This is a genomic window from Streptococcus suis (genome assembly GCF_002960445.1).
GTDB classification, from domain to species: domain Bacteria; phylum Bacillota; class Bacilli; order Lactobacillales; family Streptococcaceae; genus Streptococcus; species Streptococcus hyiners.
This window is the reverse complement of record NZ_POJD01000142.1, coordinates 193,498-208,767: the sequence shown is the minus strand read 5'-3', so window position 1 is coordinate 208,767 and position 15,270 is coordinate 193,498. Positions and strand designations below refer to the sequence as shown.

Annotated in this window: 10 protein-coding genes; all 10 read left to right on the top strand. The window is 41.4% G+C overall.

What is annotated here, in order from left to right:
- Positions 1 to 45: 45 nt before the first annotated feature.
- The 10 genes from C1G53_RS04830 to C1G53_RS04785 all read left to right on the top strand — a co-directional run bounded on the left by C1G53_RS04830 (position 46) and on the right by C1G53_RS04785 (position 15,251).
- Complete coding sequence (locus C1G53_RS04830) at positions 46 to 1,383, top strand: MATE family efflux transporter (RefSeq protein ID WP_105117885.1); 1,338 nt, start codon at positions 46 to 48, stop codon at positions 1,381 to 1,383.
- 68 nt (positions 1,384 to 1,451) lie between these two features.
- The gene (locus tag C1G53_RS04825) at positions 1,452 to 1,832 is read left to right on the top strand and encodes a DUF5301 domain-containing protein (protein WP_105117884.1); all 381 of its coding nucleotides are present in this window, start codon (positions 1,452 to 1,454) and stop codon (positions 1,830 to 1,832) included.
- Positions 1,833 to 1,965: 133 nt separating this feature from the next.
- Positions 1,966 to 2,988, top strand: coding sequence for a DUF6287 domain-containing protein (locus C1G53_RS04820; RefSeq protein ID WP_105117883.1), 1,023 nt, complete (start codon positions 1,966 to 1,968; stop codon positions 2,986 to 2,988).
- Between the two features lie 116 nt (positions 2,989 to 3,104).
- Complete coding sequence (rimM, locus tag C1G53_RS04815; protein WP_023370422.1) at positions 3,105 to 3,623, top strand: ribosome maturation factor RimM; 519 nt, start codon at positions 3,105 to 3,107, stop codon at positions 3,621 to 3,623.
- Entirely contained in the window at positions 3,613 to 4,338 is a 726-nt protein-coding gene (gene trmD / locus C1G53_RS04810; RefSeq protein WP_105117882.1) for a tRNA (guanosine(37)-N1)-methyltransferase TrmD, read from the top strand. Before rimM ends, trmD begins: the two co-directional genes overlap by 11 nt.
- 30 nt (positions 4,339 to 4,368) lie before the next feature.
- Entirely contained in the window at positions 4,369 to 5,436 is a 1,068-nt protein-coding gene (locus tag C1G53_RS04805; protein ID WP_105117881.1) for a pyridoxal phosphate-dependent aminotransferase, read from the top strand.
- A 113-nt stretch (positions 5,437 to 5,549) separates the two neighbouring features.
- Entirely contained in the window at positions 5,550 to 6,299 is a 750-nt protein-coding gene (locus C1G53_RS04800; RefSeq protein WP_105117880.1) for a DeoR/GlpR family DNA-binding transcription regulator, read from the top strand.
- Positions 6,296 to 7,207: a 1-phosphofructokinase gene (gene pfkB / locus C1G53_RS04795; protein WP_105117879.1), complete on the top strand. Its 912-nt coding sequence runs from the start codon at positions 6,296 to 6,298 to the stop codon at positions 7,205 to 7,207. The genes C1G53_RS04800 and pfkB overlap by 4 nt, the downstream gene beginning before the upstream one ends.
- Positions 7,204 to 9,159 carry a PTS fructose transporter subunit IIABC gene (locus C1G53_RS04790; RefSeq protein ID WP_105117878.1) on the top strand — a complete coding sequence of 652 codons (1,956 nt, stop codon included), beginning with the start codon at positions 7,204 to 7,206 and terminating at the stop codon, positions 9,157 to 9,159. The genes pfkB and C1G53_RS04790 overlap by 4 nt, the downstream gene beginning before the upstream one ends.
- Positions 9,160 to 9,347: 188 nt before the next feature.
- On the top strand, positions 9,348 to 15,251 hold the full coding sequence (locus C1G53_RS04785) for a ZmpA/ZmpB/ZmpC family metallo-endopeptidase (RefSeq protein WP_105117877.1): 5,904 nt from the start codon (positions 9,348 to 9,350) through the stop codon (positions 15,249 to 15,251).
- Positions 15,252 to 15,270 lie beyond the last annotated feature (19 nt).

Genomic DNA, 15,270 nt, shown 5'->3' with positions numbered 1-15,270 from the left:
CCTTTTCTTGTTACAATATTTATATAAAATTGAAAGAGAATAAGTATGTACCAAACAAGAAATAACAAAGAGAAACTCTGGCTCTTTATCAAAATATTTTTGCCTATTTTAATTTATCAATTTGCTAATTACTCGGCATCCTTCATTGATACTATGATGACTGGTCAGTACAGTACTATGGATTTGGCAGGTGTTTCCATGGCGACAAGTCTTTGGAATCCCCTGTTCTCATTTTTGACGGGGATCGTATCTGCGCTTGTTCCAATCATTGCTCAATATCTAGGACAAGGAGAGAAGTCAAAGATTCGACAAGAGTTTCATCAGTTTGTCTATTTGGCCCTTGGACTGACGGCAATCCTCTTACTCTTGGTCTATCTTTTTGCCGTTCCGGCTCTGGCTCGTTTCGACTTGGACGAAGCTGTCTTTCAGGTCGGTCGGCAGTACCTCTACTATATCTCCATCGGTATCTTGCCCCTCTTACTGTTCAGTGTCTGTCGATCCTTTTTCGACGCCTTGGGCTTGACCCGACTCTCCATGTACCTCATGTTGCTCTTGGTTCCCTTTAACAGCCTCTTCAACTATCTCTTGATTTACGGGAAAATGGGCCTACCAGCCCTGGGCGGAGCAGGTGCTGGATTGGGCACTGCTTTAGCTTACTGGGCTGTGTTGCTAGTCATTGTCCTTGTCATGTGCAAAAATAAGACCATTTCTTCTTATCAGATTTGGCGGTGGAGTCCGATTGACCTTTCTTTATTGAAGGAAGGCTTGAAAATTGGTTTGCCAATTGGTTTGCAAGTCTTTGCAGAAGTGGCTATTTTTGCAGTAGTTGGCCTTTACATGGCAAAATTTTCTGCTCAGATTATCGCGGCTCATCAGGCGGCCATGAACTTTGCAACCTTATTATATGCCTTTCCATCATCGGTATCCTCAGCCTTGGCTATTGTGGTTGCCTATGAAGTGGGTGCAAAACGACCTATAGATGTAAAAGCCTACAGCCGTTTGGGACGCTTGGTAGCGTTAGGCTTTGCAGGTCTGACCTTAACCTTCCTTTATTTTTTCCGCTCCAAAGTTGCCTTTCTCTACGGAAATGATACAGACTTTGTCCGACTGACCTCACATTTTCTAAGCTTTGCCCTCATGTTCCAATTGGCAGATGCCTATACAGCACCAATTCAAGGAATTTTGCGTGGTTACAAGGATACAACTGTTCCATTTGTACTTGGTTTGGTTGCTTATTGGTCCATGACCTTCCCGGTTGCATTTTTCCTGGAAAGATTTTTCCAGCTGGGACCAGAAGCCTATTGGATCGGTCTGATTAGCGGTATATTTGTTTGCGGGATTGCCCTAAGATTGCGTTTGAAGAAAATTGCTAGTATTCAATAGATTTCTATGTTTTTGCTTGACAGATTTTCTGAGCTTGATATAATTTACTAAAAAAGTCAGGTACTAACATGAAAAAGAGATGGTTGATTTTTGTTATTTTATCCGGTATCTGCATCTTGCTTGGCTATCAAGTTGTGAGGAAAACTGAAATTAGTTTACCTCAAGCTGACCAGATTGTAATCAGTAACCAAGATAGATTAGAGATAAAAACTTTGGAAGGTAGCGAAATGAGCGATTTTCTATCGGAGCTTACCCAAATCCATCCCTATCTTTTCAAAAATGCAAGCAACCATGACCAGCCAGTCGGGGTAAAGGAATATTATCAACTAACCTTTCAACCCGAGAATAAAATGGCCTATCTTTATGAAAAAAATGGCAAGACCTATTTGGAATTTCCCTATGAACTGACGGTCAGAACTAAAAAGCCTCTGTCTGAGTTAATAGACTAGTAGAAGTCGGAGTAATCCGGCTTTTTAAATTTAAATTTTTTAACATTTACCTTGACAAATATTCCCAAAATATTAAACTTAAGATAAGTAGCTTTTCAAGCTTTGGAAATTTACTACTATATTTGGAGGTTATATGAAAATGAAGAAATTTCTATTACTTTTTTCTGTAGTGCTTTTGACTGCGTGTAAATCGGGTGAAGTGAAGCAAGAGAAGGCTGTAACCAGTCAATCAAGTTCACAAGCAACATCGAGTTCAACAACTTCAAGTCAGTCGGAAACGAAGACGGTAGAGGTGGATTATTCTAGTTATCAAAAGGTTATCGACCGTTATCAGGCAAGTTTGGGATTGGAACTTTCAGCCCTAAATCGTGATGAGGTGAGTAGTCTTCTTTATGGGATTAAACAATATCCAACTGTTTATACTGGAGCATATTATGTCCAAAACGATTTTGATAAAGATGGTGTAGATGAATTAGCTCTTGCCTTATCGACGAGTTCTCAATTTGTCCTCATCGACCTATATACTGTAGGGAATGACGGACAGTTGATAAGACTGGTTGATCAGTTCCGTCAGCAAGGTCCAGAGATTGGTGAAAAAGTAACCCTGTGGCCACTTGAAGATGGAAGTTACTCTTTAGAAACGGCTGGTAGTTTTAGAAACTATAAATATGACTCTACTGCAGGTCAACTGACCCTACAGGCAGAAGGGGCGACCAATCCTTCATCTGCCACAGTTGTCGATTTAAGCACGCTTTCATGGACTAAATTGGAAAAAGTTGTAGCAGTGCAAGAAAATACATCTGCACCTACTATTGATATGCAGGGGCTGTTAGCTGGTGATTTCTCAACTATTGCTGGAACTTGGGCAAATGCCAAAGGGACTGTCTTGGTTATTGATTCATCAGGGAAGGTTACTAATGAGGAGGATAGCGACCTAACCATTCGTGAAATCGATTCAAACGGTATAGCAGTTGGGGGCTATCGTTTTGGTATGTACGGTGCAGGACTTAGAGTTATTCCCGCAGGCGTTGCCATTGAGTTTACATACACTGGGGAAACAGATTTAAGCGATACGACTAAAAATAGATTATTTATCAGTCAAGGACTACTTTCTGCAGAAGAGGTTGCAAACGAGGTTTTCTATAAACAAGATTAAGTATTTATGGAAGTGAGGTAGGTTAACAATCCTATCTCCTTCTTTTTTTGCCTTATTATTGAGAAAATAACCTCATCATGTTAAAATAAAAGGATAGAAAATCAGATGGAGAAATTATGAATTATTTTAACGTAGGTAAGATTGTTAACACCCAAGGCTTGCAAGGAGAAATGCGTGTTTTGTCTGTAACGGATTTTGCAGAAGAACGTTTTAAAAAAGGGGCGAAATTGGCCTTGTTTAATGACAAGGACCAGTTTGTCATGGAAGTTGAAATTGCTAGTCACCGTAAGGCTAAGAACTTTGATATTATCAAGTTCAAGGGTATGTACCACATCAATGATATTGAGAAGTACAAGGGCTTTAGTTTGAAAATTGCGGAAGAAAATTTGTCCGACCTTGAAGATGGTGAGTTTTATTATCATGAAATTATTGGTTTGGATGTTTATGAAAATGACCAACTGATTGGACAAATCAAGGAAATCTTGCAACCTGGTGCTAATGATGTTTGGGTGGTCAAACGCAAAGGGAAGAAAGACCTGCTTTTGCCTTACATTCCGCCCGTTGTCTTAAACATTGATATTCCAAACAATCGCGTAGATGTGGAACTGCTCGAGGGCTTGGACGATGAGAATTGATATTTTGACCCTCTTCCCAGAAATGTTTGCTCCGCTGGAACATTCTATTGTGGGCAAGGCGCGTGACAAGGGCTTGCTGGAAATCAACTACCATAATTTCCGTGAGAAAGCTGAAAAGGCTCGCCATGTGGACGATGAACCCTATGGCGGAGGACAAGGCATGTTACTCCGAGCTCAACCGATTTTTGACACCATGGATAGCATTGAACAAACCAAGCCCCGTGTTATCTTGTTAGATCCTGCTGGTAGAACTTTTAATCAGGCCTATGCAGAAGAATTGGCACAGGAAGAGCAGTTGATTTTTATCTGTGGTCATTACGAGGGCTATGATGAGCGGATTAAGACCTTGGTGACAGACGAGATTTCTCTTGGAGATTATGTTCTGACTGGGGGCGAATTGGCAGCCATGACTATGATTGATGCTACTGTTCGTTTAATTCCAGAGGTCATTGGCAAGGAAGTCAGCCATACGGATGATAGTTTTTCTTCTGGTCTACTGGAATATCCTCAGTACACTCGTCCCTACGAATATCGAGGGATGGTAGTGCCAGATGTTCTCATGAGTGGCCACCATGAAAATATTCGAAAATGGCGTCTGGAAGAAAGCTTACGAAAAACCTATCAACGTCGTCCAGACTTGTTAGAAAATTATAACTTTACAGCTGAAGAGTTAACTATTTTTGAAAAAATCAAGACAGAAGACACAGTTGATTAGACTGTGTTTTCATGTTCAAAGGAGAAAATTATGAAACGTCAGGTATTTGAAGACTACCAACCTTATAAAATAAAACATAAGGCTAGATTTGACTTGGGAAATAATGAAAATCGCATTATTGATTGGTCCTTTTTACCGCAAAAGACCTTAGAGAGCTTAGAAGTTGGTCAATTGAGCTTTTACGGTGACAATACATACTCAAATCTGATTGAGAAATATGCGACCTATCTTGGAGTAAATCCCAGACAGGTGACGGTGGGAGTTGGCTCTGACCACCTCATTCATATGATTGTTTCCACCTTTATGGAGAAGGAAGATACATTCTTGACGGTCAATCCTGATTTCTTCATGTATGAAACCTACAACCAGATGCACGGTAGTCGGTTTGAAGCCATTGACTTGGAAGAGAAAGATGGGACCTTGGTTTTGCCAGTTGACAACTTGTTGGCGCGTGCTCAGGAAACCAATGCAAAAATTCTCATGATTTCCAATCCCAATAATCCATCATCGGTTGCCTATTCTATGGAAGATTTGGAAAGGCTAGCGAGCTCTTTCAAGGGATTGCTGGTTATTGACGAGGCCTATATTGAATTTGCAGAAGTTGAAAGTTTCATCAGTCGCCTTGAAGGATATGAGAATGTTTTGGTCTTGCGTACACTTTCCAAGGCCTTTGGTCTAGCAGGTTTGCGAGTTGGTTTTGCGGTTGGAAGTGAAGAGCTTATTTATGAATTGGACAAGGTCATTCCACCTTTTAGTCTATCCAATTTAACGGCTCATATGGCTACAGTTGCCTTGGATTACAAAGATAAAGTAACAGAAACGGTTGAAACAATTGTCAAACTGCGTCAAGAAATGATTGCTTTTTTAGAACAATTAGAAGATTGTCATGTCCTGCCAAGTCAGACCAGTTTTGTGACCTTTAAGGCACCGTGGGCAGAAGTGTTTCACCGGCAAGCTTTGGCAAAAGATTGGAATTTCAAGTACTATCCAACAGGGAAATTAGCAGGTTACATTCGACTGTCCATTGGCCGGCCAGAAGAGATGGCTATGCTTAAAGAGATGGTCAAATCAATGATAGAGAGGGGAACAATTTCGTAAGAGATTGTTCTTTTTTGAAGAAAATTGACATTTTTTGAAAGATTTTGCCAGAAAATGATTGACAATGATGGTTTTTAGTGTATAATGGTTTTTGTAAACGATTGCAGGAGGTGTTGGACATTCTCAAATCAGAACGCAAGCAAGTCATATTAGAACGCATTCAAGCACAACAATTTGTCCGCTTGGAAGAATTGGTTGACATTCTAGCAACATCTGAATCCACTGTTCGTAGGGATTTGGACGAGTTAGAAAATGAAGGAAAACTTCGAAGAGTACATGGCGGTGCGGAAGCACCAGCTAATTTGCAACTGGAAGAATCCATTCTGGAAAAATCTGTCAAAAACGTTCAAGAAAAACGGATGATTGCTGAAAGAGCAGCACAGTTAATCATGGACGGCGATGTGATTTTTGTAGACGCAGGGACGACAACCGGTGTCTTGATTGACTATCTCCAACAGGAAAATCTAACAGTCGTGACCAATTCCATTCACCATGCTGTCAAGTTGGTTGAACGCAAGATAAAGACCATTATTATAGGTGGTTTTGTTAAACAATCAACCGATGCTTCAGTAGGTGCCTTGGCTTTGGAACAAATTCGACAGCTCAATTTTGATAAGGCCTTTCTGGGAATGAATGGTATTGATAAAAACTACTTTACAACGCCAGACATTGAAGAAGCGACCATCAAACGTACTATCATAGACAATGCAAAAGAAAGCTATGTTCTAGCAGATGCGTCGAAGATTGGTCAATTCTCCTTTGCCAAGGTTGCAGCCATCGAAAAAGCCAATATTATCTGTCAATCTTCGGAGAGCAGTTTGTTGGACATCATAAAAGAGAAAACGAGGGTAATCGAGGTATGATTTATACTGTTACGCTCAATCCAGCTATTGACTACATTGTTCGACTTGATAGAGTTGAAACTGGCAGTGTCAATCGTATGGAGAGCGACGATAAGTATGCCGGCGGTAAGGGAATTAACGTTAGTCGTGTTTTGAAGCGATTGGGCTATCCGAATACAGCAACGGGTTTCCTTGGCGGATTCACTGGTCAGTTCATCAAAGATGGATTGGTTGCTGAAGGCATTGATACCGATTTTGTTCAGGTGGACCAAGATACGCGGATTAACGTGAAAATCAAAGCCGACCAAGAAACAGAAATCAACGGTTTGGGTCCGATTGTGACAGATACACAGTTGGCAGAACTAGAAATGGTTTTGGCTGGCTTGACTAAAGATGACACAGTTGTCTTTGCTGGTTCAGCACCAGCTAGCCTTGGAAATGAAGTGTATAATAAGCTAATTCCAGTGGCTAAAAAAGCAGGGGCTCAAGTAGTTTGTGACTTTGAAGGGCAAACTCTTCTGGATTCACTTGCTTACCAACCGCTTTTGGTTAAACCAAATAACCACGAGTTGGAAGCTATTTTCAATGTTGAATTGAAGGGGATAGCTGACATTGAAACCTACGCTAAGAAAATCTTAGATATGGGAGCTCAGAACGTTATCATTTCTATGGCAGGGGATGGGGCTTTGTTGGTTACTCCGACAGCAACCTACTTTGCCAAACCAATCAAGGGAATGGTGAAAAATTCTGTCGGTGCTGGAGATTCCATGGTGGCAGGGTTTACTGGCGAATACGTTCGCTCACAAGATCCAATCGAAGCCCTTAAATGGGGAGTTGCTTGCGGTACGGCAACAGCCTTTTCAGATGATTTGGCAAGTATCGAATTTATTAAGGAAACTTATGAAAAAGTTGAGGTAGAAACACTATGAAAATTCAAGACGTTTTGAAAAAAGATGTCATGTTGCTTGATTTGCAAGCGACAAGCAAGGAAGCAGTCATCGATGAAATGATTGCTAGCTTGGTAGAAAAAGGATACGTAACTGATTTTGATGTATTCAAAACAGGTATTATGAACCGTGAAGCACAGACAACAACAGGTCTTGGCGACGGTATTGCAATGCCACACGCTAAGAATGCGGCTGTCAAAGAAGCAACTGTTCTCTTTGCTAAATCAAACAAGGGCGTTGACTATGCAAGTCTTGACGGTCAACCAACTGACTTGTTCTTCATGATTGCGGCTCCAGAAGGTGCTAACGACACCCACTTGGCTGCCCTTGCGGAATTGTCTAAATACTTGATGAAAGCTGGTTTTGCTGATAGACTTCGTGCGGCAACAAATCCTGAAGAAGTGATTGCAGTCTTCGATACAGCAGAAGCAGCAGATAAAGCGGCTGAAGAAGTGGTTGCCGCTCCAAGTGGCGACCGTCCATTTATCGTTGCAGTTACAGCATGTACAACAGGTATTGCCCACACCTACATGGCAGAAGAAGCTCTTAAGAAGCAAGCTGCTGAGATGGGTGTTGACATCAAGGTTGAAACAAACGGTGCGTCTGGGGTTGGTAACAAACTAACCGCTGAAGACATTAAGAATGCAGCAGGTGTAATCATCGCAGCAGATAAGGCTGTTGATATGCCTCGCTTCAATGGCAAACCTTTGGTATCTCGTCCAGTTGCAGCTGGAATCAAACAAGCAGAAGAATTGATTAACATCATCTTGGACGGTAAAGCATCAGCCTACACAGCGTCAGAAGGAACAGCTACTGTGGAATCTTCAGAAAAACTCAGCCTTGGTAAAGCATTCTACAAACACTTGATGAGTGGTGTTTCTCAAATGTTGCCATTCGTTATCGGTGGCGGTATCTTGATTGCCCTTGCTTTCCTATTTGATGGTGCCTTGGGTGTGCCACAAGATAGTCTTGGTAGTCTTGGTTCTTACCATGAAATTGCTGCTATGTTCATGAAGATTGGTGGAGCAGCCTTTGGCTTCATGTTGCCACTTCTTGCAGGTTACATTGCTTACTCAATCGCTGAAAAACCAGGTTTGGTTGCTGGTTTCGTAGCTGGTGCAATTGCTAGTAGCGGTCTTGCTTTCGGTAAAATTCCTTACGCAGCTGGTGGCGAAGAAACCCTTGCTCTTGCAGGTGTATCATCTGGTTTCTTGGGTGCCCTTGTTGGTGGTTTCCTTGCTGGTGGTGTAGTTCTTGTTCTTCGCAATGCTTTGCGTAACATGCCAAAATCACTCCAAGGTTTGAATGCTATCTTGCTCTTGCCACTTTTGGGGACAGCTATCACTGGTTTCTTGATGTTCTTCGTCAATATCCCAATGGCTGCAATTAACACTGGCATGAACAACTTCCTTGCTGGTCTTGAAGGTAGCTCTGCTATTCTCCTTGGACTTGTCCTCGGTGGTATGATGGCAGTCGATATGGGTGGTCCAGTTAACAAGGCAGCCTATGTCTTCGGTACGGGTACCCTTGCAGCTACTGTTGCAGACGGTGGTTCTGTAGCGATGGCGGCAGTTATGGCAGGTGGTATGGTTCCACCGTTGGCAGTATTCGTTGCAACTCTCTTGTTCAAGAACAAGTTCACGCAAGAAGAGCGTAACTCAGGTTTGACAAACATCGTTATGGGTCTGTCATTCATCACTGAAGGTGCCATTCCATTTGGTGCTGCTGATCCAGCTCGTGCAATCCCAAGCTTTATCGCAGGTTCTGCCCTTGCAGGTGCCTTGGTAGGTTTGTCAGGTATCCAATTGATGGCTCCGCACGGTGGAATCTTCGTTATCGCTTTGACTTCAAATCCATTGCTTTACATCCTTTATGTATTGATTGGTGCAGTAGTTTCAGGTATTCTCTACGGAGCTCTTCGTCAAGCTAAATAAGATTAAAACCTTGTCTTCGGGCAAGGTTTTTTTATCTGGAAAATTCTGTATTTAGATTAAAATATAAATAATTATGTAAAGAATATCATATATAGTATATTGAGATATTTTATTTAATTTAAAACAGTATATTATTAGAGAAATGTGCTATACTTTTAAGTAAGAAGAAACAAACGAAGGAGCTTCATATGTTTTGGAAGGAAAAGCAAAATAAGTTTTCTATTCGTACATTTAATAGAGGCGTTGCATCAGTTATTATTGGTATGACTGCCGCCTTATTTTTTGTACCAAATTTGGCTATTAAAGCAGAATTGACTGCTCTTGCCCATACAAATGTAGCAAGAGAACAGATTTCCTATAAGTATGTCCTTTATTCGGAACTGACATCAGATGAGAAGGCACGAATTCAAGCGACCATTCCAGCAAGGCAGGTTGGGGATACCCATACTTACTATATGGTCTATCGTCCAAAGACAAATTTGCCTCAAACAGGAGATATACCGACTTTTACAAGTAGTCTGGTTGGTTTAGGACTATTGATTATCGGTCTATCTCTTACAAAAGATAGGAAAAAACGAATTGTTAGAAGTCTGATTATTTTAACTGCTACAGGTAGTCTTTCAGTGGCTGCAATTTCTACAGGTAGCCTCTCAGGTTTTGATAAACAATTTACCCTTGCCATAGGTGAAGCTTTGCCACAAGCAGTGATTTCTATAGATCAACATGAATTTGTAGGTTTTATTTTAGAAGGGGATGTCAATTATGAGACAATCACAGTAACAGAAGCAAATGCTGGTGAACAGAAGTCGCCAAGCGAATTGATATTGCCAAATACATTGGTTGAGGGAATATCTAAGCATTCAGAAGCTCCCGTTCCACCATCAACAGAAGCCGAAGTTCTACCCGAGGACTCAACAGATCCCGTTGTCCCAAGTTCTCCAGTTACTGAACAGCCAGAAGCTCCCGTCACTCCGGCACCACCAGTTACAGAGGACGACGTTCTACATGAGGAAGCTACAGATCCCGTTGTCCCAATTGCCCCAGTTACGGACGAGCCAGAAGCTCCCGTCACTCCGGCACCACCATCAACAGAAGCCGACGTTCTACCTGAGGAACCAACAGCGCCCGTAGTCCCAAGTTCTCCAGTTATTGAACAACCAGAAGTCCCCGTCACTCCCGTTCCACCATCAACAGAGGGCGAAGTTCTACCCGAGGAACCAACAGAGCCTGTTGCCCCAAGTGAACCAATAACGGAACAACCAGAAGCTCCCATCCCACCATCAACAGAAGATGAAGTTCTACCCGAGGCACCAACAGAGCCTGTAGTCCCAAGTGTTCCAAGTGAACCAATAACGGAACAACCAGAAGAACCGAAAACTCCCGTTCCACCATCAACAGAAGATGAAGTTCTACCTGAGGCACCAACAGATCCTGTAGTCCCAAGTGTTCCAAGTGAACCAATAACGGAACAACCAGAAGTCCCCGTCACTCCCGTTCCACCATCAACAGAGGACGAAGTTCTACCCGAGGAACCAACAGATCCTGTAGTCCCAGTTGCTCCGAGTGACCCAGTTACTGAACAGCCAGAAGCTCCAGAAACTCCCGTTCCACCATCAACAGAGGCCGAAGTTCTTCCAGAAACTCCAACGGATCCCGTCGCTCCAAGTGACCCAGTAACGGACGAACCAGAAACTCCGGCTCCACCAGCTACAGAAGATGAAGTTCTACCCGAAGTACCAACAGAGCCTGTAGTCCCAGTTACTCCAGTTACTGAACAGCCAGAAGCTCCCGTCCCACCATCAACAGAAGCCGAAGTTCTACCCGAGGAACCAACAGAGCCTGTAGTCCCAGTTACTCCAGTTACTGAACAGCCAGAAGCTCCCGTCCCACCATCAACAGAAGATGAAGTTCTACCTGAGGCACCAACAGAGCCAGTTGTCCCAAGTTCTCCAGTAACGGAAGAACCAGAAGAACCTATTAAAACCAAACCGGAGTTAGTTTTATCAATTCTTAAAGAAAATGTAGATGATAGGAGTGTAGAAGTAAGCTATACTTTGATAGACAATGATTCTACATTTGTCAAGGCTATGGTATCTCTATACAAAGGGGATGAATTAGTCACAGAAAAAGAAATTCTAACACAAGAAGAGCTATACAAGGTTCCATTTGCCGACTTGCTGCTGAACACTGACTATGAAGTAAAAACACGATTTACCTATAATTTAGGTAGTGATGATGTGGAAGAAGAGCTCAGAACAGAAAAATTTGAACTAGAGAATAAGTTGCTGGAATTTCGATCTTACAATAGTATTGAGCTGTATCAAGTTGATGAATTTGGCGAGAAAACAAGGATTACAGCCTTGACTAGCGCTCCAATTTCTTCAGAAAACTACCTTGTTAAGATTTCTACTGTAAACAACAAAGATATTTATCTTCCAGTTGATAGCTTTGAGAATGCTGACAAGGGGATTATGGTAAATATTATTCATCCGAAATTGGTTAAGTTTAACCATAATAATAATGGTTTTGATGAAAATCATACCTTTATGATTGATAAACTTGTCTTGCAAGAGGGGGCCTACAGTAAATTTAGTGAATTAGTAGATGCTATCAATAACAATCCTAGTGGCACTTATTATCTAGCTGCTGATATGGTTGTTGATAAGGAGGTTTCGACTGACACCTACGTTACCAAAGAATTTACTGGAAGTCTGAAGAGCCTAGGTGGGCAAAAGGCCTACTCGATTTTACAGTTAGATAGACCGCTTTTCAGCACTCTTAAGAATGCTAGGGTCGAAAATATCTCCTTAAAAGATGTGACCATTGTAAATGATCAAACAGCAGTAGCTGCCTTAGCAAAAAAAGCAGATAAGGCTACCATTGATAAGGTCACTGTTTCAGGAAATATTACGGCCAAACAAAATATTGCTGGTTTGGTTTACGAAGCAACAAATGGTACAAGCATTAGCAATTCCATCATCGATGTCAGATTAAATAATACAGCAAGCTATGAAATCTACTATATGGGTGGTGTTACAGGAATACTAAATAGTTCAACCATTGACAAGGTAAGGGTTAATGTGGCAATTGATGCTAAGACAGCAAGTGGCCGCGGACAAAAAATTGGTGGTGTCACTTCGGATATGATTTTATCTACGATTACCAATGCCTATGTTACAGGAAATATCCAGGCTACAGCACCTGCTGATACTGGAGGTTTTGTAGGTACAGCTAGGATGTCTGTCTTGAATAATATTGCAACAGGTGTATCTGTTACCGATGGAGGTATCATTGCTTCGGCACAAAATCTATATACTACACACGGGTCAATGCCAACCAATATTTATAGTGTTGAAGGTCATGCAACAGGCCAACCAAATCCTACCATTCAGTCTACAAGCCTTTCTCAAGAAACCGTGCTAGAGAAAATCAAGGCATGGGGAATTCCAACAACACCAACCACAACAGGACAGGAAAATAGCGACAGTCAGTCGAATTCAGTGCAGACCATCGATTATAACCAGGTTCAAAATGCTCAGGCTAAACGAAGAACTGCCTATGAAAACACGTCTAAGTTGTTGCCATTCTATGACCGGAATACGATTGTTAAATATGGTAACTTGATTGATGAAGCAAGTAATCTCTATAGCAAGCCTATCCAGTCAGTTCTGACCTTGAATGAGGATGGAGTAGCAACAAATATCTATGACCAACACGCTTCCTTGACCAAATTACTGATCCATTATGAAGATGGAACTTCAGAAACTCTACCTTTGGTATTTAAGGGAGAGTACGGCAATACCAAGGTTGTTGAATACCGCTTAGGTGAACAACTCCTCTATACACCAGAACAATTACTATCTCTGGAAACCAGTCTCATTGATGAACTAGTGACAGCATTTTCTCAGGTTGATCTTGACAGCCAAGAGATGGCTGACATCTTACATATCCAAACTGCAGACAAGACCGCCAAACTAAAAGACTTGTATTTAGATGAATCCTTTGCAGAAGTTAAAGACAATCTCGAAGTCCATATCAAAGGTTTGCTGGCCAATAGACAGGTAGTTGATACCACAAGCAAGGCTGTCAGGGATGTCATTAAAAAAGAATTCTTGGCAGATAAAGAAAAAATTATGTTCGCTCTTGCCTACCTCAATAGGCTATATGGTATTAAATATGGAGATACCAATATCAAGAATATTGTGCTCCATCATGCGGATTTCTATAAGCGTCAATTAGATACTCTAGGCTGGTTGAGGTCATTTACGGATAAACTCACCAAGCATGATGATCAGTTCTATGTTTCGCAAAATGGCTACGAAGATATGTATTTTGACAGATTAACACTTGCCAATAATGCAGCCATTCATAAGGAACGTTTTGGAGCACTCTCTAGTCAACTTGGAACAGTTCGTGATTTCTTGGAATACAATAAGAAATTGTTCTTGGGAGAAACTGATTCAAGGAAGTGGTTTAAAGAAGCGACCAATGCCTTTGTTTATGAAATTCCATCCAATGCAAACTCGAGCATTGACACCAGTCTATATAGTCATTTGGGACGTATTCCACGTTATGAAAAATACTACTTGCCATTGCTTAATATCAAGGAGAAGGATGATATTTTCGTAATGAGCTCAATGGCAACAGTAGCCTTTGGTGGTTACGGAAGATATGTGGATACGGCTTTGAAAAAGACCAATCCAGAACAATATTACCAAGCAGTTAAGACAGTACAGACAAGTCTGATACCGAAACACGGGAAACGATTAGGTGACTTTTTGGATATGTGGTATCAAATGGCAGATTCTAATCTGAGAGATAAGTTTATCCAACGCTCAACTGAAATTTGGGATGGTTACTGGATCAAGGATTCAAATGCATTTGAAGACCACGCTGATAAACGGCGGTGGGCTGGTAAATATGATCAGGAATACCGCTATGTTCAGGAGTTGGCAGGTGCCTTGAATGAATGGCATAGACAATCAAGAGATAGTGCCTTTTCAGATACAGTAACCTTTGTGAAATTTTCAAATCGGGACATGTTATCTGATCTAGGGGATTCAACTATGAGTCATGAATTGGTCCATAACTATGATGAAACCATCATGTTGGATGGTCATAAGCGTCGTCCTGGTCAAGATGCAGAATCCTATGCTATGGGCTTGTTGCAGTCATCAGCTGGTGGAGGTATTTATTACTATGGCTTTAATTTCATGAATGAACATAGTCCAAATACCCCACACAATGTTTCAAGTAGTCGCTTCAAAACAAAAGAGGATTTACAAACCTATCTAAAAGGAGTCTTTGATGTGACCTACCTCTTGGATGCAGTCGAAATCCAAGCCATTGCCACTAAGGGGAAAGAGGCTTATCCTTACTTCTTTAACAAGATAGAGTTGGTCCCAGCCACTGAAGCACCTACCAATCAGCTTCCTAGCTATCAAAATACTCATGATCGTATTAGGAAATTGAGTAATGAGGAACTGGCTAACTTGAACATTACCACTATCAACGATGCGATTGACCATGCACTAGTTGCTAAATCCTCACTTTTGCTGGAACAAGACTATTTACGCGAAAATTTGAAGAACTATTATTTCGTACCGCTCTATTATCCAATTTATGCAGGCTTGCAAAATAATAGTGGTACTGTTGGTGGTTTACAATTCCGTAAGACGGCCTTGGAGCTATTAGCAGCAAAAGGTTGGGAAGAAGGCTTTATTCCTTATGCAACAGACAAGCTAAAAGCGGAAGCAGAGGCGGCAGGTCGTCTACTATCTGATCAGTTTATTTTTGAAAAAATATTTGCTGGACAATTTACGGATTATGCAAGCTTCAAAAAAGCTATGTATAAAGAACGCTGGGATAAGAAGGATAGACTGAAAGCCATCACGATTAGCTTCAATGGTCAGACTGAAACAATAGATAATATTGAAACGCTGAGTAGGCTGATGGCGGAGGCAGTTGATAAAGATTATCAGGCCGCTAAGAATAAGCAAGCAGGATTTAATCGCCAAGGTTTGAAAGATGCTATTTTGAAAGCCTATGTCGGATTAACGGATAGTTTTACCTCCTCCATATTTACAGATTGACCGAGGTCAATTCTCATTA